Here is an 18,580-nt window from a genome sequence, read left to right as displayed (position 1 = left end):
ATGGAATTGTCTGTACTCGCGCTTCTTGTCCCAACCAGCTTTTTTGCCTCGGTAACACCGGGATTGTGCATGATGTTGGCACTCAGCCTGGGAATTACACTGGGAGTGCGTCATACGCTATGGATGATGATTGGCGAGCTGGTGGGAGTAGCCCTAGTGGCTTTGGCTGCTGTGCTTGGGGCTGCAGTGCTGATGGCGCAGTACCCGACAGTATTTCAGGTTTTCAAATACTGTGGTGGTGCTTATCTAGCCTGGATGGGCGTGCAAATGTGGCGCTCGCGAGGGCAATTGGTCGCCATTGATGACGGAGGCCGGGGGGCTATGCGTGTACGGCCTTCGCCTAAAGCGTTGATGGTACAGGGGTTTGTCACCGCTGTGGCCAATCCCAAAGGGTGGGCTTTTTTCATTGCCCTATTGCCACCCTTTATTAACCAGAGTAAACCACTGGCGCCGCAACTCTCGGTACTGCTAGCTACCATACTGCTGTTGGAAACCCTGTGTTTGCTGATTTACGCTGGAGGTGGTCAGGCACTCAGTCGCCTGCTGGAACGTGCTGAGAATGTGCGCCTGATCGATCGTATCTCCGGTACATTGATGTTGCTGGTGGGAGTCTGGCTGGCACTGTCCTGAGTTGGACTGTCACCGTTTTATGGAGGAAGTTCGATGGTAAAAAAAATGCTATCTGCGCTGCTTACATTGACCCTGGTAGTGGCCGTGGCAGCTTGCGGCGGTGCCAAGGAGGAGCAGGCAATGGAAAATCAGGTTGAAAATACCCCTGGGCCTACCCAACCGGAGGTAACACCAAGCGCGCCCGCACCGAGGCCGGGGGAGTTGGTTTGGGTCTATCGCAAAAGTGGCCGTAAGCAGTGTGAGGGCGGTGGTATGACACTGCAACAGAGTTTGGCCAAGTTGCGAGAGAATGGCATTGCGGTGCAGGAATCCCGCTGTGGCGTGCGTACTGACCGGATGTACCCAGCAGTGTGTGGCGCCCCCACGGGGGATATACTGCTGCACTTGATAGGAATGGACGCTTTAGATGCGGCATTGGAGCTGGGTTACGACCCCGCCGAGCAGATGCAATACCAGTTTTCCGCATGCCGCGATAACAGTGCTTAGTGCTTAGCGAAAAAGTGCTTGCTGCTGTTAATCATTGTTGTTGGAATCGTTTAGGTATTAGCAGTGAATATATCCCAGGCAGCCCGCAGCTCCGGTCTCAGCAGTAAAGCTCTGCGTCACTACGAAGCGATTGGTTTATTGGTTCCCGGCCGTGGGGTGAATGGTTACCGCCAATACAGTGCAAGTGATGTGGAAACCCTGCGTTTTATCCAGAGGGCCCGTGTCAGCGGTTTTTCTACCGGGGAAGTGCGGGTTTTACTGGAGTTGCGTGACACCCCCGACAGGCGCAGCCGGGAAACCAAGCTGCTGGTCAGTGAAAAGCTGTCCCAACTGGAAGAGCAACTCCGAGACCTACTCGAAATGCGTGCAACCCTATTGGCACTTGTTGAAAGTTGCGCTGGCAACGACTCACCTGAGTGTGCAATCCTTGACCAGTTATCCGGTCAGTTTCCAGGTTAGGTTACTCAGTCGATTTCCCTGTGCCAGTTGACTGGCAGGACCCCCACGCGCTGCGGTAGAATGCGCGCCGCTTTTTATTTTGTCCGGACACCGAAAGTTCATGGAAATCAATCCCCTCCTCAATCAATTAAAAGACCTCGAAGAGCGCACCGACGTTCTTAGGGGGTATCTTTGACTACGCCAGCAAGAAAGAGCGCCTTACAGAAGTAGAGCTGGAGCTGGCCGAGCCGAGCGTTTGGGACGACCCCAACCGCGCGCAGGAACTGGGGCGCGAACGCTCCTCCTTGGAAACGGTGGTTAATACCATCGAAAACCTCGACTCCGGCATTGCCGATTGCCGCGAACTGCTGGAAATGGCTGTCGAGGAAAATGATGAAGATTCCGTAGGGGAGGTCTCTGCTGAGATCGAAGGTCTCCAGCAGCAGTTGGGGGTATTGGAATTCCGCCGTATGTTCTCCGGCGAGAACGATGAGAACAATGCCTATCTGGATATTCAGGCCGGCTCCGGTGGTACCGAGGCCCAGGACTGGGCGGAAATGATCTTGCGTATGTACCTGCGCTGGGGTGAAGCCCACGGCTTCAAGGCCACCCTGGAAGAGGTTTCCGCAGGTGAAGTTGCCGGCATCAAGAGTGCCACCGTACATTTTGCCGGCGACCACGCTTTTGGCTGGCTGCGCACAGAAACCGGCGTACATCGCTTGGTGCGCAAGTCGCCGTTTGATTCGGGTAACCGCCGTCACACTTCTTTCAGCTCAGTATTTGTCTCGCCGGAAATCGATGACAATATCGAGATTGAGATCGATAAATCCCAGGTGCGTGAAGACACCTACCGCGCGTCTGGCGCTGGTGGTCAGCACGTGAATAAAACCGATTCTGCCGTGCGTTTGACCCACACAGAGTCCGGCATCGTCGTGCAGTGCCAGAGCGAGCGCTCCCAGCACCAGAACCGCGATAAAGCCTGGAAAATGCTGCGCGCAAAAATGTACGAGCAGGAAATGCTCAAGCGCAACGCCGAGAAGCAGGCCATGGAAGACAGCAAGGCGGACATCGGTTGGGGCAGCCAGATCCGCTCCTACGTGTTGGACGACCAGCGTATCAAGGACCTGCGCACCAATGTCCAGACCAGCAACTGCCAGGCAGTACTGGACGGAGACCTGGACCAATTTATCGAAGCCAGCCTCAAAGCCGGCCTTTGATTTAGGTCTCCACTCTCACCGCGCCCCTCGTCGATGAGGGGCTATATCAATCACAAAACTGATAGATCACCATGACTGATATCCAGCAAGACGAAAACAAACTGATCGCCGAGCGCCGCACCAAGCTTTCCGCTCTGCGCGAGAAGGGCAATGCTTTCCCCAACAGTTTTCGCCGCGAGAACCTCGCTGCCGACCTGCAAGCAGAGTTCGGCGATAAACAGAAAGAGGAGCTGGAAGAACTGGGTAAACGGGCGTGTGTAGCGGGGCGAATCCTGGCTAAACGCGGACCCTTTATGGTGATCCAGGATGTGTCTGACCGCATCCAGCTGTACGCCGATAAAGCGGCACAAAAAGATATTAAAGAGCGCTTCGGTGCCTGGGATATCGGCGATATCGTCGGCGTAAAGGGCGCTTTGCACAAATCCGGTAAGGGCGATCTCTACGTAAATTGTGAAGAGTACAGCCTGCTGACCAAAGCGCTGCGCCCGCTGCCGGAAAAATTTCATGGTATCGCCGATCAGGAAATGCGTTACCGTCAGCGCTACGTGGACCTGATCGCCACGCCGGAGGCCCGCGAAGTGTTCCGCGTGCGCTCCAAAGTTATCGAGTACATACGCGATTTCCTCAACGGCCAGCAGTTTATGGAAGTGGAAACTCCCATGCTGCAGGTCATTCCCGGTGGTGCCAGCGCGCGTCCGTTCGTCACCCACCACAATGCGCTGGATATCGATATGTACCTGCGTATTGCCCCGGAGCTGTACCTGAAACGTCTGGTGGTGGGTGGTTTTGAGCGGGTTTACGAAATCAACCGTAACTTCCGCAACGAGGGCCTGTCCACGCGCCACAATCCCGAGTTCACCATGCTTGAGTTCTACCAGGCGTACGCGGACTATAACGACCTAATGGATCTCACCGAGAAGATGCTGCGCGGTATCTGTGAAGATGTTCTGGGCTCCACCACTGTGGAGTACCAGGACAGCAGCTACGACTTCTCCAAGCCGTTCGCGCGTTTGTCTGTGTTCGACTCCATCCTGCACTACAATCCGGAACTGATCGCGGCCGATATCGACAATATCGAATCCGCTCGTACCGTTGCAGAGAAACTGGATATCCCGCTGAAAGACAGCTGGGGCCTGGGCAAGGTACAGATCGAGATCTTTGAGAAGACCGTAGAGCACCGTCTCGACCAGCCGACCTTTATCACCGAGTACCCAACCGAAGTATCTCCGTTGGCCCGTCGCAATGATGACAATCCGTTTGTCACCGACCGCTTTGAATTCTTCGTTGGCGGCCGCGAGATTGCCAATGGTTTCTCCGAGCTGAACGACGCCGAAGACCAGGCTGAGCGTTTTAAGGCTCAGGTGGCGGAGAAAGATGCTGGTGACGACGAAGCTATGCACTACGATGCAGACTATATCCGCGCGCTGGAATACGGCCTGCCGCCCACCGCTGGTGAAGGTATCGGTATCGACCGCCTGGTAATGCTGTTTACCAACTCTCCGTCTATCCGTGACGTGCTTTTGTTCCCGCATATGCGCCCGGAAGCGAATGATTGAGCGACAATGACTTAGCACCGCGCGCTGGTTTCAGCGCGCTTGATCGCCGGGCTAATTAGTAGCACGGCGGCACTTCTCGTAGTGCCATTCCCTGAACCGGCTATTCCTATGCCGAAATCTAAGTTTCTCTGATGTTAAATGCCGCTCCAGTGCTATGGGGTTAGGCGTAGCCATCTATTCTTGAATGATTAGCCAGTGCGCAGGAGCCGCAGAATCAGGCCTTCACAGATGGCTCAGAGAGGAGCAAACTGGATGGCAAGGAAAGGTGTAGCGAAAATACTCTTGTGCTTGGTAATGCTACTGTCTAACTGTGTGTTATTGGCTCAGACAGAGCCTGATAATCATCCCTCCAAGCCGGAAGAGCCTGGGAGCCACTCAGCTGCTCGAGATACAGCTTCACTAGTTGCAAGCGATTGGCGTATTGCCATTACTCCTTACTTGTTTTTACCCCTGCGTACCAAGGGGCAGTCGACGGTGGCCGGTACCACGGTAGATGTGGATCTAAATTTAAAGAAAACCCTTGAGCTGTTAAATGTTGCTTTTTCTGCGCGACTGGAAGCCTGGAGAGGGCGTTTCGGCCTCGTCTCAGATCTCTACTACGTAAATCTCAGGTTAAAAGAGGGCGCTACGATTCGCCCACCACGTAACCCAGATTTGAACATTGATATCAACATTGATGTTGATGCGGATACCCGCCAGGGCTGGGTTGCTGTCTTTGGTGTTTATCGTTTACTGGAAGGGCGCTTCCCCCATAGTGGACGTCGCTATTTCTGGGATATTGGTGTTGGCGCGCGCTGGAACCGTATCAAGCAGGAAGTGGAAGCGAGGGTGGGAGTTGATATTGCCCGGATGCCAACAGTGAGCAACCGTCTAGGAGGGCGGGATAGTTGGTGGGAGCCCACCGTGGGCACCAGGGTGGGGGTTGCGGTGAGTGACTGCCTGATGCTGGGAGCGCGAACTGAAATTGGTGGTTTTGGCGCTGGCGGCGATGATTTACAGTGGAATCTGTTGATTGGATTGGATTGGCGTGCTTGGGAAACCACATCCCTGCGTTTTGGCTATCAGTACTACAGTATTGATTATTCAAGCAGACTTTCAGACGGGAAGTTTGCCTACGATATTGACCAACATGGGCCTTATATTGCGGTCACATGGCGCTGGTAAACATTAACATTTTGTTTCCCGTTGTTGAAAGGGCTTCATAAACTTAAAACTTCTATTAGAAGTGGTTCTTCAGTCCGCATCCCTATAATGTATGGAACTGGGACATATTCTGCCACTAGCCTATTAAATGCTTAATTTTAATCTCGTTTAAGAGTAGGATTTCCTTGGTGAATCTTTACTTTTATGAAAATGGGCGCTGATCGAGAAAGCTAGCGCGCTTTTAGTAGTTTTTTTATGGAGGGCGACAGTGAGTGAGTTGCCCTGGTGTGAGATTAATGATTCAATGTTTCGAAAAAGGTGGGTCGATAAAAGTATTTAACATTTGGGTTGTTTGGGACTTTGGTGGGGCAGTACCTGCCGTATATGAGTGTAGCTTTTTTGCGTCTCTTGTTTTCTTGTAATTTTTTTACTTTACCAATAGTTGTTTTTGATGGTTTTGGAACGGTGGTTATAATATTTTTAACTTAATCCCGTTGACATCCTTGTTGTGGAAAGATAAAAATCAAACCGTCAAATAATTAACCCGCAATAAGGAAATTGTGGTGGCAGGATTATTTCGCCAGCAAGTTATTGAAAGACAAGTAAACGGCCTGCACGGTGAGATTTTGCTCCTGCCGCGGTTTTCGCACACCATTATTTTGATATTGCTGTTAACTTGGGTAGTTATCGTCTTCATCTGGCTGTCCATAAGCAGTTATGCCCGCAAAGAGAGTGTATCTGGTTGGCTAGAGCCGACTTCGGGACTTGTACGAGTTTATGCTGAACGCTCGGGTATTATTAAGCAGATTCTAGTACGAGAAGGTGAGCGTGTAATTAAGGACCAACCGTTATTTGTGGTGAACGGTGATCGTATATTGGCTGATGGGAAAAATCTCGAGTCTTTATTGTTGACGGAGTACGAGAGTCAAAAAAAGTTAGTCAATATGCAGTTGGAGCGTGGTGACAATATTTATCGTCAACAATTATATGATATTGATCAGCGTATTGGCGCCAGTAGGGCGGACTTGGGACTGCTCGAAAAGCAGATTGAATTGCAAGCGAGACATTATGCATTGGTGGCGGAGCAGGTAGAGCGATATCGCCTTCTAGAGCAAGATGGACATATTTCTTCGTCAGAGCTGGATGTGGTAGTTGCCCAAGAGTTAGAGCTGTATATTGATCGCCAGGAGCTCGCGCGAAGCCGAGTCAATTTGCGCAATCAGATTGAGCAGCTCGAAAGAAACCGTCTACTGGTTCCTGAAGAATACGCCAATAGTAGTGATCAGTTGCGTGTGCGTTTGTCGGATCTTGCTCAGCAGATAGCCAAACTGCATGGCCAGCGGGCCTATATCGTGAAGGCTTCACGCACGGGGGTGGTCAGCAATCTGCTGGCGACTGAGGGGCAGCAGACACAATCCCATATTCCGGTTTTATCCCTGGTACCGGAGGGGCACGCGCTCACAGCACAGTTGCTGGTATCAGTGCGCTCTGCGGGTTTTCTCAGTGCAGGCCAGTCAGTGAAAATACGCTACGATGCTTTTCCCTACCAGAAATTTGGTCTCTATTCTGGCACTTTGATGGAAGTGTCCGACACTGTACTTCTACCCGATGAGTTGCATCATGTACCGATTGTAGTGAACGAGCCAGTTTTCAAGGTGACCGCCGAGTTGGCTGCGTCATCTGTCAATGCTTATGGGAGGCAGTTTCCTCTCAAGCCTGGTATGACATTGTCTGCCGATGTGGAGTTATCGGAGCGAAGCTTACTGGAGTGGCTACTCGAGCCTATTTATAGTTTGAAGGGGCGGCTGTAATGGAACCCAGTGCCCAGTCGTTGGTTAATCATGAGCGGCCGGAAACTCACCTGAACTTTTCCTCACGTCGCCATTTACCGGTAATTTTGCAGACAGAGGCAGCTGAGTGTGGGTTGGTATGCTTGGCGATGATTGCTGGATTTCATGGTTATGATACCGACCTTACCAGTCTGCGTCGCCGCTTTCATATTTCCAGCCACGGAACCAATCTCAAGACCCTGGTGGATATGGCCGGTCGTTTGTGCTTGGCCGGTCGTGGGTTACGGCTGGAAATTGAGGATCTGGAAGAATTGCAACTTCCCTGTGTATTGCACTGGGATATGAATCATTTTGTAGTACTAAAATCCGTGCATCGCAATAGGATCACCATTCATGATCCCGCCGTAGGGGAGCGGGTGCTGGCACTGGAGGATTTTGCTCAGCACTTTACTGGGGTCGCGCTGGAATTATTGCCAACGAGTGAATTTAAGCCGGGGGAGGATCGTCAGTACCTTAATCTCCGTCATTTCTGGTCGGGTATTCGTGGGCTAAAGCGTAGTCTGGGTCAGGTACTGGTATTGGCATTGTTGTTGCAATTATTTGCTGTGGTAGCGCCTTTCTATATGCAAACAGTGGTGGATGATGTAATCCTGCGAAGCGATGACAACCTGCTGCTGGTATTGGCTCTAGGCTTTGGTTTGTTATTGGTGATACAGGCCGGTACTAATGCCTTAAGGGAGTGGGTGATCCTGCATGTCTCCAGTCGACTCAATGTGCAAATGGCTGCGAACCTTTTTCGCCATCTTATTCGTTTGCCGATGAGTTATTTCTCCACCCGCCATATGGGTGATGTAGTCTCTCGGTTTGGTTCCCTGAATAAAGTGCGAGAGCTACTTACCACCGGTCTGGTAGCTGCGGTAGTGGACGGAATAATGGGGGTGGTCACACTTGCTGCCATGTTCTTTTACGATGCGAAATTAACTTTGATTGTTCTACTGGCGGTAGCACTCTATGCCATCCTGCGATTACTGTTATATCGCCCGTTGCGACTTTTAACTGAGGAGGAAATTGTTGCCCAGGCAAAACATGACTCGCACTTTATGGAATCGGTGCGTGCCATCCAGACGATAAAATTATTTCAGCGTGAAAATGATCGTCAGAGCCAGTGGCATAATCGCCTCATTGATACCATTAACAAGGAAATTCGTATCACCCGCTGGAATATAGGTTACAGCACTGCTAATCGTCTGTTGTTTGGCTTGGAAAATCTGCTGGTGATTTATTTTGCGGCGATTGCAGTAATGGAGAATATTATTACTGTCGGTATGCTCTATGCCTTTATGAGCTACAAAAACCGCTTTGTTCAGTCCATGGATACATTAATTGCAAAGTGGATAGAGCTGAAAATGCTTGGCTTACACTTGGATCGTTTGTCTGATATTGTATTTACAAAGGCCGAGGTATCCGGTGGCTCTGCTGGCCGATCAACAGATATTGATCAGATTGAGCCCCTGCAAGGTAAAATTGAAGTGTGCAATCTCAGCTTTCAATATGGAGAGGCGGAGGCTCCAGCTTTTCAGAATTTGAGTTTCACTATAGAGCCTGGCGAGACGGTTGCCATTGTTGGCCCTAGCGGTTGTGGTAAGACAACCTTGTTGAAGTGCCTTATGGGTTTATTGGAGCCTACGGAGGGGAGTATTTTTATTGATGGTCAGCCCTTAAAGCAGCTAAATCACTACCGCAGCCAGATTGCTGGTGTTATGCAAGACGATCAATTACTCGCAGGTACTATTAGTGACAATATCGCCTATTTTGAGTCAAAGGTGGATACTCAGAATATTATCCGCTGCGCACAGGTGGCCTGTATTCATGAAGAAATAATACGTATGCCAATGCAGTACAATACCCTTGTTGGAGATATGGGTGCCAGCCTCAGTGGCGGACAAAAGCAAAGAATTATGCTGGCGCGCGCGCTTTACCGTGCTCCACGTATCCTGTTCATGGATGAAGCAACCAGCCACCTGGATGTGGTGGGTGAGTCCCTGGTCAACGACCACATTAAGCGGCTCGCTATAACCCGGGTTCTGGTTGCCCATAGACCGGAGACGGTCAAATCCGCAGGGAGGCGGATTGATTTATCCAGTGCATTTTCTGGAGGTGCATAACCTAGCGGAACTATCTCTAATTTAATTATAGGAATTTAGTTATGAAAGAGTTAACTGTTAAAGAGATGCAAGAGGTAAATGGCGGTCTTATTAAAAAAATCCTTGAGCTTATCAAAGAGGTTGTAAATAGGGATGGTAATAATGTTGTTACCAGTGAAAATATAGATACCTAATGTGTTCTTCTAGGGAAATTATTAACCCGGTAAGCTAATAAGTTAACGGGATAATGCGGCACAAGGATGTGCCGTTGTCGACCACTGGTCAGCATGGATTCTTTATTGTGGCTCCCTTGCACTGATATTTATTGATGTAATAGGGGTTGCTGGCAATCAAATTTCGTTAACGAACTCGTAACCCCTATTCAGTGTCCAGATGCAGGCAATGGCTGCGCATATAGCAGAAATTGAGTAGCGGAGGCGGAGTTCCGTGGATTTATGCCACCGTCGTGCCAAGTGAATTATTGGCCAAACGGTGATAACAATCAATGTTTGTCCCACTTCTACTTCCAGGTTAAATGCCAGCAGACTCTGCCAGATATTTGGAGAATTTATCTTGAGTATTTCGTGAAGCACGAAGGAAAAACCAAGCCCATGTAGAAGCCCGAGCATACAGATCCCGAGAAAAATCGTATGCTTACTCCCGCTACTATCCAGAGTGCTCTTACGGGTGGCTAGCAAAGCAATATAAATAATGGAAATGGCTATCCCTAATTCAATCAAGGGGGTAAACCAGGAGGCGGTTGGTATCATTCCAAAAAAAACGGCAGTCAGACTTATGCTATGGCCGATAGTAAAGCCGGTGGCGCGCCACAAAAGTAGTGGTAATGTAAAGGCGCCCAGAGTAAGACAAAGTACGAAAAGTACATGATCTATCCCCTCCAAGATATGGGTTACACCCTCTCTGAGAAAAATTTTTATCGCATCTAGATTTGAGTGTGTGATTATTAGTGGGTTCTGCAGTAACCCGCGGGAACGGAAAACCTGAGTTTTCCCTGGGCGGTAATCCAGGATTAAGTTTGCAGTATTTTTCTGATCGGGAAGTCCTGGAGCGAGAGAGCTGGAAATCGAGTACTGCTCCAATGACTCGCCCAGTGGGTAAAAGAGTTGAATATCTACTAATGTATCTCCAACGTAGAGAGGCTTTTGATGTATTTAAGAAGAATAAGAGGCTAGGGAGGATGCCGGACGAGCTTCATTTAAAGCGGCAAAGCCGGGTTCCAAACCGATCGCGTATAATCGGACTCCCTTCACATGACCCTGTATCGCCTGGCGCCCAATAGGTGTGTGGCACCTTATGCCATTAAACCGAGTCCATTGATGTTAGAATCTACTTTCTTGAAATCTACGTAGTGGACCAGCCTACCCTACTCCAGCGAATTGCTAGTGTATGGGGCGGGTGGAGGCAGTTTTCCTGTATAAGGATCTGTAGATTGCCGGGTCTTGTTGGCTAGTAGGTAGGGGAGGGGTAACCTCATATAGAGATTGATACCGGCGGCGGTGTGTTCTATGTGTATAATTCGTACATTTAAGTTGAGCAGTAAGTGTGCTTCGCTATAAGGGATAGCAGTAAATAGGGTAAATGCAAGAGTGAGGGTTAAGAAGCGAAAAATGGAATAAAAGCAAATTTCATGGTAATTTTTACTCTATTTGATTTAGCGTACGGAAAGGGGGGTGAATGCGGAAATTTTCCAGTAGTTGTTTGACTGGATAATTTCAATACTTGCACGCATTTTTCTTGGTTTCTGCTCCACATGCCCCCAACTGTAGTCTTCAATAACGGCCTGCCATCTACTAATGAGTCTGAATGCTCTATCTCCATTAACGAGAACTTGATCGGCATGTTCGATTTCCAGATTGCTAATAGACTTCATTGAGCCCAGGCTGCCACTGACGGTTAATGGTTGGTAAATCTGGGAAAGGTTGATAATGGTATTTTCAAATGTATCGCCACTGATAAGCTTGGCAAGCTGGATTTCCAGCTCTTCAGCTTGCGGCTCCTCATAAGCAGCGGCTAAACGCACCAAGAGTGTTTCGGTTATTTTACCTAGCTCTTTTTTGTTAATGGTTCCGGGCAGGGGGATGCGCAACTCTCCGGGAAGTGCGTAGTAGATAACTCCCGCACCGATAAGCACAATGCCGTAAAACAAAATAGGGTGTTTGTTTTTGGTCTCTACTTTCTTGGTTCGCAATGTCAGTATAAAGAAAATACCAAGGCAAAAGGAGAATAGGACTGCCATTGGGATTATGGCGCTAGGGGTCTCTATTGGAACGGGATCACTGTTGGGCGCGCGATAGTCATATAAATAGTTGTGCCACTGGATATCGGGGAAGTCAGGTACAACATGTGTGGGGAAGGGGCCGGCTGGATCCTGGATAAGAGTAGGTACCGAATTTATGGATTTGGTAAAAATATTCCAATCGATAGTGACGTTTTGAGGCAGCCCTTTGATGTGAAATGTCTCCCGGTAACCAATAAACAGCGAGCCAATCTCTATCGATTCGCCTTCAGTTATTTCTGCGTAGCCTTTGTTGTTAGCCTTAAGGAATACGGTTTCGGTTCTAATTGGTTGGGATTTCTCTTTGTCGATCGTGGTGGGGTTTTTATTTTTCAAGTATTCCAGTGTGGTACGGCGAAGAAATTCCCGTTTTTCTGCGGTCAATGGTTGCCAGGCATCGAATTTTTTTTGGGTCCATTGTAGTAGATCCCTTGGGCGCAACAGTATTTCGTGGCGAACTTGGCGGGGTTCCACATAGAGAAAGGATCTCAATGGATATCGGTTGTGACGGCTAATATTCTGATTGTCAAAACGGGTATTCCAAGGGTCTTTCCAGTCTATTTTGAGAGATTCAGGTTGAGATAAGTAGTGAAAGCTACTTACCGGGGTGCTCCCGTGTCGGCTGGTAAAGCCTATCGTGACTGAAGCTACCCCATCGTTATCTAGCGGAGGGTGAATCTCCAGACGTTTTACCCCTTGAATTGGATAGGCTACGCTAGCCAGTAATATTAATTTGTCGCTTGGCAGGTCTGGCATTCTAATTCCTGTACGAGGATCAATTTTCCCAGCAAAGGGAGAGTTCCTGGGTTTTCTTTCTGCGATGCGAATAGAAATTATAGTGGGTTTGACTTCTCCCTTTGGTGAATGCACTTTGAGGGCTATATCACCGTGATTTTTAGCAGCTAATGCCAGCTCATAGATGCTTTTTGCAGGGGGGATTTTTGGCCAGAATTTTGCGGCATCCTCAGTGGATATTTCTAAGGTTATTTGCAGTTGCTCGTCTTCAATTTCAATTTCAGCAATATTCGGTGCGGTTTCCGCGCCGGTGAGGCTGATAAAGTCAGCATAGGTGAAAGGGGTAATCAAAGCATAGAAAAATATTCCCAGTAGAGCCTTAATTGCCTTTATGAATCCTGCTTTTGATAGTTTAATTTTTATCATTTTGGTTGGGGGTTGAGGTTGTGAAATTTTCCGGAAACAGAAGTTAAATTGAATGGGATTAGTCGGGTGGCTCTAAATCAGTACCAAAAGCCTCATTGACTTTTGGTATATTTGGTCGATTAATTTTTGGTAAATGACCTTGCCATCGGAGATAAAGGGTGTGAATCCGATTTTGTTAGCTGGGTCCGCCGACAACTTTTTTGTGAGAGAAGGTAGAGGCCAGGCATCCTCATTGACCACAGCCATTCTGGTGACAATGTCATTCTTGGTGATATTCCAAACCATATAGTCAGTGGCCAATGATAGAGGCCCTAGGTAGGTGGAACGTATTTGTTTCAAGACCTCCGGTGCCGTATCGAAGTCAATATAGAAATGGTAAGCCACCGCCAGCTTCGGCTTAATTGTGCTCATGACTTTGCCAAACATTGTAGGGGCGGTATGAACCTGAGTGCCGACATTTACTGCGTCCACCGGAGGGAAGTGCATCTTGGTTACTAGCTGGATTGGTGAAATAAAATACTCGTGAATTGCTAGGTCGGAGTCTTTGGTGTATTCGAGCCACCATTTGTTTGGGTAAGTGTCGCTGGAAAAGGCGAATTTGAGTCCGTTCCACTCAAGGATGTAGCTGACAGGTCCATCTAGTGCATGTACAGCGGGAATAGAGCGAATAGTTACCCCATTTTCCTGATGGATAACCTGATTGATCCCTTTGTAATCAAATTCATTAACTTCAATCTTCAGACCTTTGGTATTTATATTGCCCTGACGCGACGCCCAATCCCAGGCGAGATATTTCTTCATGTGTTCAACGGCATAGGCTGTGCCCCATTCTGGCTTGGTACTATTAGGGCCCCAGACCCGTAGTTTTACTTGCCGGTTACTGATGGCTCCACCTACCCATAATGCGTCCAGGTCGCCAATATGATCGCTGTGCAGATGGCCGATAAATACTTTATCCAATTTGTCGAAAGGTATTCGCAATACAGATAATTGTTCCACCGAGCCAGTGCCAATATCAAATATAAATTTATCACCATTTCCCAGTTCGACCAGAAAACAGGCTGCGGCCTGTTTAGGGTGTGGTGATGGCATACCAGTGCCGCACGCAGTGACACGCATTTCATCGTCTTTTAATTCTTCTGTGCCGGGAAAATAGACATCGCGAATGACGGATGTCGTATTTTTTGGAGGGGTACCTTGTGCCCAGGCGTATCCGATTTCGAAAAGCGCGAGTATATATATCGTGATTAGCAAGTAACACTTGGAATAGCGAGTGACTGGCATGGTTTATCTATTTATTTGCTGGGAGTTTTAGGTTAAGTTTGGCGGCGGCAATTTGGATGTAACCAAGGGGAGCTTAGTCGAAGGTGTTGATACAAGTCTTCACTGTGGCGCATAAATCTAGCGCATACTAGATTTGATTGAATAACTAGTCCTTAGTCGAGCAATATCAGATGATTGGGAAGTTCATTTTTCACTGAAGTAGTGGGGGCCACCTCTTTTAATAGTTCTCCACATTGTGCAATACACATTAGAAGGGCTTCACCAGCCTTGCCTTTTTTTATCTCTCGGATAAAACTTTCGATAATAATCTGCCAGTTATCGTTGGTAATATGTTGGGCCAATCCGCGATCGGCTAGTATTTCCACATAGTGTTCTGCCTCGCACACAAAAATTAACAGGCCCAAGCGGTCTTTAGTCGTGTGTAATTCCTGTTCCAGAAATTGCCGCCGCGCCAGATTTGATGCACGCCAGTATTTTATTTTTTTGGGGACCAGTTTCATAGTGAGCGGTCGCCAGCGAAAAAAAATCGCCAGTGCAATAAAAATTAACCATTGCAGTACAAATGCCTGCTGGAAACTGATCCACCAGGGCAGGAATTGTAGTAGGGGGGAAAATAGAATTGCCAGGAAGGCGGCCCATAGGGTGGATATATACAGATAGTTGTCCGCTTCTCGCGCGACGATCGCCATTATCTCAGCATCAGTGTGGGATTCAACTTTCTTGATTGCCTCGGCCACTTGGCGTTGATAACTATTGCTGAGCATCACCATCCTCCTGAAGCGCCGCCGCCGCCAAAGCCCCCGCCGCCACCGCTAAATCCACCACCGGAGCTGCCGCCAGCACGGCCACCACCAGAATGGCCTCTGCCAAAGCCACCGGTGCCATAATAGCCTCCAAAGCGACCTCGTTTATAGGCGCGTCCATGCACTGGGGAGCTGAGTACCGATGTGCCGAACAGGTGCAGCATAACCAATATCAGGAACAGGCCAGCTAGAAATGCTAGACGCCGATCTTTTTTACTCTCCACTGGCTCGGCCACATACTCATTCTTAGTGGCTGCGATAATGGATTGCACGCCAGCGTTAATCCCCCCGGCAATATCGCCGCTTCGAAATTCCGGCAGAACTTTGGTTTGGATAATATTGGCGGCAAGGGCATCGGTCAGGACACCTTCAAGACCGTAGCCAACCTCAATACGGACCTTTCGTTCTTTAGGCGCTACCAAAAATAATATCCCGTTGTTCTTGTCCTTTTGGCCTAACTTCCAGTGGCGGGCCAGTTGATTAGCGTACTCTTCAATAGTGATACCCTGCAGTTCCGGCAGTGTTGCGACCACCAGCTGATTGCTGCTCTCCGATTCATATTTCTGGATCTGTTCAGTCAGTTGGTACTGCTCATCTGCAGGGAGTAATTTGGCCCTGTCCACCACCCGCCCAGATAGAGGCGGGAGCTGAATATCCGCCCACAACACTGCGGGTAAAAGCAGTGCCATGACGGCGGGGATGGCGAGAGCGAGACGAATCATGGAATAGTCGTGGCCGGGCTATTGAAAGTTTACCTCCGGGGCTTTCTCTGCCCCTTCACTGGTAGCCTCGAAAGTCTCACGCAGCGGCATATCCCGGTACAGGATTGCGTGCCAGATACGACCGGGAAAAGTGCGAATTTCCCGGTTGTAGCGCTGCACGGCTTGGATATAATCCCGCCGCGCCACACTGATGCGGTTCTCGGTGCCCTCTAATTGAGATTGTAGGCTGAGGAAGTTTTGATTTGCCTTGAGGCCTGGGTAGCGTTCCACCACCAGCATCAATCGGGCTAGGGCGCTGGTTAGTTGGGACTGGGCAGCTTCAAACTGTTGGAGCTTGGCTGGGTCGTTGAGCAGGTTGCTGTCCAACTGCATGGAACTGACTTTGGCACGGGCCTCTGTAACGGCCTGCAGCGTTTCCCGTTCGTGTCCTGCATAGGCTTGTACGGTTTTTACCAGGTTGGGCACCAAATCTGCACGGCGCTGGTATTGGTTTTCCACTTGGGCCCAGGTTGCCTTTACCTGTTCGTCGTATGTGGGAATATTATTGACACCGCAGCCGCCGAGAAGGGTTGCCAGAAGGCATAGCAAGGTGCAATGCCGGATCGGTAAGCTGCTGCCAGTAGGATAGGTCATGCGGAATATCCATATTCTCTCGTGAACCAACCAAGAATAGTCCGCCTTATCCACAGTGCTTAGGGTGGCATAGAGATGGAGCCGAAATGGCACTAAAAGCAACAATTTTTAAAGCCAGAGTACAAATTGCCGATATGGATCGGGACTACTATGCTGAGCACCAGCTGACTTTGGCGCGTCACCCGTCGGAAACGGATGAACGGTTGATGGTACGCTTGCTAGCCTTTGCCCACAATGCTGCAGACTCGTTAGAGTTCACCCGAGGGTTGTCTTCTGATACGGAGGCCGACCTCTGGCAGATAAGCCTTAGTGGTGAAATTGACCTCTGGATAGAAGTGGGCCTTCCCACTGAGGAGCGTCTGCGCAAGGCCTGCAACCGAGCTGAGCGGGTTCTGGTGTACAGTTACGGGCGGCGCACAGCACCGGTATGGTGGCAGAAAATACAGAGCCAGCTCACACGTTTCGAGAACCTCGAGGTTTATCATTTGGCTGCCGATACCACAGAAAAGATGGCGGCGATGGCTGAGCGCAATATGGATATCAGTATCACTATTCAGGATGGCCATATTTGGCTGGTTGATGATAATAGCAATACGGAGATTACTCCGGAAATCTGGAAATAGGAGCAGAAAACTTAATGCCTTCTTTTGACATTGTATCTGAGGTGGATAAGCACCAGTTAAATAATGCGGTAGACCAGGTAAATCGCACAGTAACTAATCGCTTTGACTTCAAGGGCGTGGATGCGGAAGTTGAGATGAGTGAATTCTCACTAGTGGTTCGCGCTGAGGTAGACATGCAAGTTGACCAGATGGTGGACATGCTGCGTGGGGCCCTGATCAAGTGTGATATTGATCCGCTAGCCATGGATGTTGGCGAAAAAGAGCAGTCCGGCAAACAGGTCAAGGTTGGGGTGACCCTGAAAAATGGTCTCGACAAAGAACTCTCAAAAAAAATCGTTAAGATGATCAAAGACGAGAAGCTCAAGGTGCAGGCGGCTATTCAGGGTGATCAGGTGCGGGTTACCGGCAAAAAACGTGATGACTTGCAGCAGGTAATCGCTTTGCTCCGCGGCAAGGAGCTGGAGCAGCCACTGCAGTTCAATAACTTTCGTGATTGATTGGTTTTTTAGTGATTAAACATTCTCTCTTCAGTTTTGTATGCATGTTCCTTTCGCCATTAGTGATGGCAGCAGAAATTAGTCCGGCCAAATTACTGGCCAGCTATTGGGTGGATAACAGTGCGGGCCTGGATATTTCCGGTTTAAGCTTTTGCGCTGACAATCTGCTGGCGGTTTCCGATAAGAATTCTGGAGAGGTTTATTCGCTACAGTTCCAGGGTAGGGGGGCAGATCTGGTGTCCTATCTCCAGCTGAGTGGGCTGGGTGTGCCGGAGCGTGACGAGCCTGAGAGCCTTTGGATGGCCTTTAAAGAACTCTTCCGTCCTGCGGATGAGTTGGATTTTGAAGGGGTGAGCTGTGATGGAAACACCATCTACCTTGTGAGCGAGCACTATAACCGCATTGTCGTTGTGGATGACCAGGGCGGCGCGAACTGGCAGAAGCACCCTTGGTCAGCTATTGCGAAATCACAAGGCTATTTGCAAAAAACCAATGCTTCTAGCGAGGGCTTGGTAAAGGCTGGCGATACCTTCTGGGTGGCTATGGAGCGCGAACCTCGTGGCTTGCTAAAGTTGAGTCCAAGTGGAAAGGTGAGGTTGTTTACTATACCGCCGGTGGCTGGTTTAGATTTTAGCGGCCGCTCTAAAGACCTGACCGGGCTGGATTATTACGATGGCGCTCTCTTTACTCTGGAGCGCAACGCCCATGCGGTGTGTCGCAGAGTCCTACCAAGCTTAAAAGCGGAATGGTGCCTGGATTATCGCGCACTGGAGGAATCCCCAGATCGAGTATATGAAGAGACTCGATACGGTAAGGGAGAAGGATTGGCGGTCAACGAGCAGGGCATTTTCGTGGTGCTCGATAACAATAATGTAGGCCGTGCCCAGGCCCCGGAGGATAAGCGCGCATTGTTACTACACTTAGCTTTCCCCGATCATTCTCAATAGGTATTTGATAGATTAATGGGAGATCATTGCGCCGTTGGAGACATTAGTTGTCTTTCGCCGTGTGATATGTACTACTGGGCCAGAAGGAAAGAGTACACTGTACTCTAGACGCGCTGTGAAGACATCCCTATAAGCTCCTAATCGACATCCACGCCTTGTTTGCGCCCGGGTACCAAGATCTATCATGGCCAATCCCTGATCACCATTATT

Annotated in this window: 18 protein-coding genes; 12 read left to right on the top strand and 6 right to left on the bottom strand. The window is 49.3% G+C overall.

What is annotated here, in order from left to right:
• The 9 genes from ACCI49_RS03530 (at position 1) to ACCI49_RS03490 (ending at position 9,598) form a co-directional block, all read left to right on the top strand.
• Positions 1-630 carry a LysE family translocator gene (locus ACCI49_RS03530; RefSeq protein ID WP_371837599.1) on the top strand — a complete coding sequence of 210 codons (630 nt, stop codon included), beginning with the start codon at positions 1-3 and terminating at the stop codon, positions 628-630.
• A 33-nt stretch (positions 631-663) separates the two neighbouring features.
• Positions 664-1,116: a hypothetical protein gene (locus ACCI49_RS03525; RefSeq protein WP_371837598.1), complete on the top strand. Its 453-nt coding sequence runs from the start codon at positions 664-666 to the stop codon at positions 1,114-1,116.
• Positions 1,117-1,179: 63 nt separating this feature from the next.
• Complete coding sequence (locus ACCI49_RS03520) at positions 1,180-1,575, top strand: MerR family transcriptional regulator (protein ID WP_371837597.1); 396 nt, start codon at positions 1,180-1,182, stop codon at positions 1,573-1,575.
• Between the two features lie 100 nt (positions 1,576-1,675).
• Positions 1,676-2,771 (top strand): peptide chain release factor 2 gene (gene prfB, locus ACCI49_RS03515; RefSeq protein ID WP_371837596.1). Its coding sequence is split into 2 segments (ribosomal slippage): positions 1,676-1,747 and positions 1,749-2,771, totalling 1,095 coding nucleotides; the frame shifts between segments, so codons are not numbered across the junction.
• Between the two features lie 71 nt (positions 2,772-2,842).
• Complete coding sequence (gene lysS, locus ACCI49_RS03510; protein WP_371837595.1) at positions 2,843-4,327, top strand: lysine--tRNA ligase; 1,485 nt, start codon at positions 2,843-2,845, stop codon at positions 4,325-4,327.
• 252 nt (positions 4,328-4,579) lie between these two features.
• Positions 4,580-5,491, top strand: a complete 912-nt coding sequence (locus tag ACCI49_RS03505) for a hypothetical protein (protein WP_371837594.1) — start codon at positions 4,580-4,582, stop codon at positions 5,489-5,491.
• 542 nt (positions 5,492-6,033) lie between these two features.
• Complete coding sequence (locus tag ACCI49_RS03500) at positions 6,034-7,281, top strand: beta-barrel domain-containing protein (protein WP_371837593.1); 1,248 nt, start codon at positions 6,034-6,036, stop codon at positions 7,279-7,281.
• Positions 7,281-9,425 (top strand): peptidase domain-containing ABC transporter, encoded by a 2,145-nt coding sequence (locus ACCI49_RS03495; protein ID WP_371837592.1) that lies wholly within the window; start codon positions 7,281-7,283, stop codon positions 9,423-9,425. Before ACCI49_RS03500 ends, ACCI49_RS03495 begins: the two co-directional genes overlap by 1 nt.
• A 41-nt stretch (positions 9,426-9,466) precedes the next feature.
• A complete protein-coding gene (locus ACCI49_RS03490) occupies positions 9,467-9,598 on the top strand; it encodes a bacteriocin (RefSeq protein WP_371837591.1) in 132 nt (43 codons plus the stop codon).
• A 156-nt stretch (positions 9,599-9,754) separates the two neighbouring features.
• On the opposite strand, the gene ACCI49_RS03485 is transcribed toward ACCI49_RS03490, so the two are convergent.
• The 6 genes from ACCI49_RS03485 to ACCI49_RS03460 form a co-directional block, all read right to left on the bottom strand.
• Entirely contained in the window at positions 9,755-10,504 is a 750-nt protein-coding gene (locus ACCI49_RS03485; RefSeq protein ID WP_371837590.1) for a HupE/UreJ family protein, read from the bottom strand.
• A gap of 572 nt (positions 10,505-11,076) precedes the next feature.
• Positions 11,077-12,786 carry a hypothetical protein gene (locus ACCI49_RS03480; RefSeq protein WP_371837589.1) on the bottom strand — a complete coding sequence of 570 codons (1,710 nt, stop codon included), beginning with the start codon at positions 12,784-12,786 and terminating at the stop codon, positions 11,077-11,079.
• Between the two features lie 147 nt (positions 12,787-12,933).
• Positions 12,934-14,145: a guanitoxin biosynthesis MBL fold metallo-hydrolase GntH gene (gene gntH, locus ACCI49_RS03475; RefSeq protein WP_371837588.1), complete on the bottom strand. Its 1,212-nt coding sequence runs from the start codon at positions 14,143-14,145 to the stop codon at positions 12,934-12,936.
• A 152-nt stretch (positions 14,146-14,297) separates the two neighbouring features.
• A complete protein-coding gene (locus ACCI49_RS03470) occupies positions 14,298-14,909 on the bottom strand; it encodes a TPM domain-containing protein (RefSeq protein WP_371837587.1) in 612 nt (203 codons plus the stop codon).
• Entirely contained in the window at positions 14,909-15,670 is a 762-nt protein-coding gene (locus tag ACCI49_RS03465; RefSeq protein ID WP_371837586.1) for a TPM domain-containing protein, read from the bottom strand. The genes ACCI49_RS03470 and ACCI49_RS03465 overlap by 1 nt, the downstream gene beginning before the upstream one ends.
• 18 nt (positions 15,671-15,688) lie before the next feature.
• Complete coding sequence (locus ACCI49_RS03460) at positions 15,689-16,303, bottom strand: LemA family protein (protein WP_371837585.1); 615 nt, start codon at positions 16,301-16,303, stop codon at positions 15,689-15,691.
• An 86-nt stretch (positions 16,304-16,389) separates the two neighbouring features.
• Here ACCI49_RS03460 and ACCI49_RS03455 point away from each other — a divergent pair, with 86 nt between their 5' ends.
• Genes ACCI49_RS03455 through ACCI49_RS03445 form a run of 3 tightly spaced genes read left to right on the top strand, consistent with a single transcriptional unit; the run spans position 16,390 to position 18,370 of the window.
• A complete protein-coding gene (locus ACCI49_RS03455; RefSeq protein WP_371837584.1) occupies positions 16,390-16,926 on the top strand; it encodes a YaeQ family protein in 537 nt (178 codons plus the stop codon).
• 14 nt (positions 16,927-16,940) lie between these two features.
• Complete coding sequence (locus tag ACCI49_RS03450; protein ID WP_371837583.1) at positions 16,941-17,423, top strand: YajQ family cyclic di-GMP-binding protein; 483 nt, start codon at positions 16,941-16,943, stop codon at positions 17,421-17,423.
• 11 nt (positions 17,424-17,434) lie between these two features.
• The gene (locus ACCI49_RS03445) at positions 17,435-18,370 is read left to right on the top strand and encodes an esterase-like activity of phytase family protein (RefSeq protein WP_371837582.1); all 936 of its coding nucleotides are present in this window, start codon (positions 17,435-17,437) and stop codon (positions 18,368-18,370) included.
• The last annotated feature ends 210 nt before the right edge of the window (positions 18,371-18,580 follow it).

It is taken from the genome of Microbulbifer epialgicus, from assembly GCF_041447265.1.
Classification (GTDB): domain Bacteria; phylum Pseudomonadota; class Gammaproteobacteria; order Pseudomonadales; family Cellvibrionaceae; genus Microbulbifer; species Microbulbifer epialgicus.
Note: the sequence above shows the minus strand (reverse complement) of the source record. Positions and strands in the feature narration are given on the sequence as shown.

Bases quoted from the DNA above. Each gene is read 5' to 3' on its own strand.
- ACCI49_RS03505 (WP_371837594.1), top strand. From the start codon at position 4,580: ATGGCAAGGAAAGGTGTAGCGAAAATACTCTTGTGCTTGGTAATGCTA.
- ACCI49_RS03490 (WP_371837591.1), top strand. From the start codon at position 9,467: ATGAAAGAGTTAACTGTTAAAGAGATGCAAGAGGTAAATGGCGGTCTT.
- lysS (WP_371837595.1), top strand. From the start codon at position 2,843: ATGACTGATATCCAGCAAGACGAAAACAAACTGATCGCCGAGCGCCGC.
- ACCI49_RS03525 (WP_371837598.1), top strand. From the start codon at position 664: ATGGTAAAAAAAATGCTATCTGCGCTGCTTACATTGACCCTGGTAGTG.
- ACCI49_RS03460 (WP_371837585.1), bottom strand. From the start codon at position 16,303: ATGACCTATCCTACTGGCAGCAGCTTACCGATCCGGCATTGCACCTTG.
- ACCI49_RS03495 (WP_371837592.1), top strand. From the start codon at position 7,281: ATGGAACCCAGTGCCCAGTCGTTGGTTAATCATGAGCGGCCGGAAACT.
- ACCI49_RS03470 (WP_371837587.1), bottom strand. From the start codon at position 14,909: ATGCTCAGCAATAGTTATCAACGCCAAGTGGCCGAGGCAATCAAGAAA.
- ACCI49_RS03450 (WP_371837583.1), top strand. From the start codon at position 16,941: ATGCCTTCTTTTGACATTGTATCTGAGGTGGATAAGCACCAGTTAAAT.
- ACCI49_RS03455 (WP_371837584.1), top strand. From the start codon at position 16,390: ATGGCACTAAAAGCAACAATTTTTAAAGCCAGAGTACAAATTGCCGAT.
- ACCI49_RS03465 (WP_371837586.1), bottom strand. From the start codon at position 15,670: ATGATTCGTCTCGCTCTCGCCATCCCCGCCGTCATGGCACTGCTTTTA.
- ACCI49_RS03530 (WP_371837599.1), top strand. From the start codon at position 1: ATGGAATTGTCTGTACTCGCGCTTCTTGTCCCAACCAGCTTTTTTGCC.
- gntH (WP_371837588.1), bottom strand. From the start codon at position 14,145: ATGCCAGTCACTCGCTATTCCAAGTGTTACTTGCTAATCACGATATAT.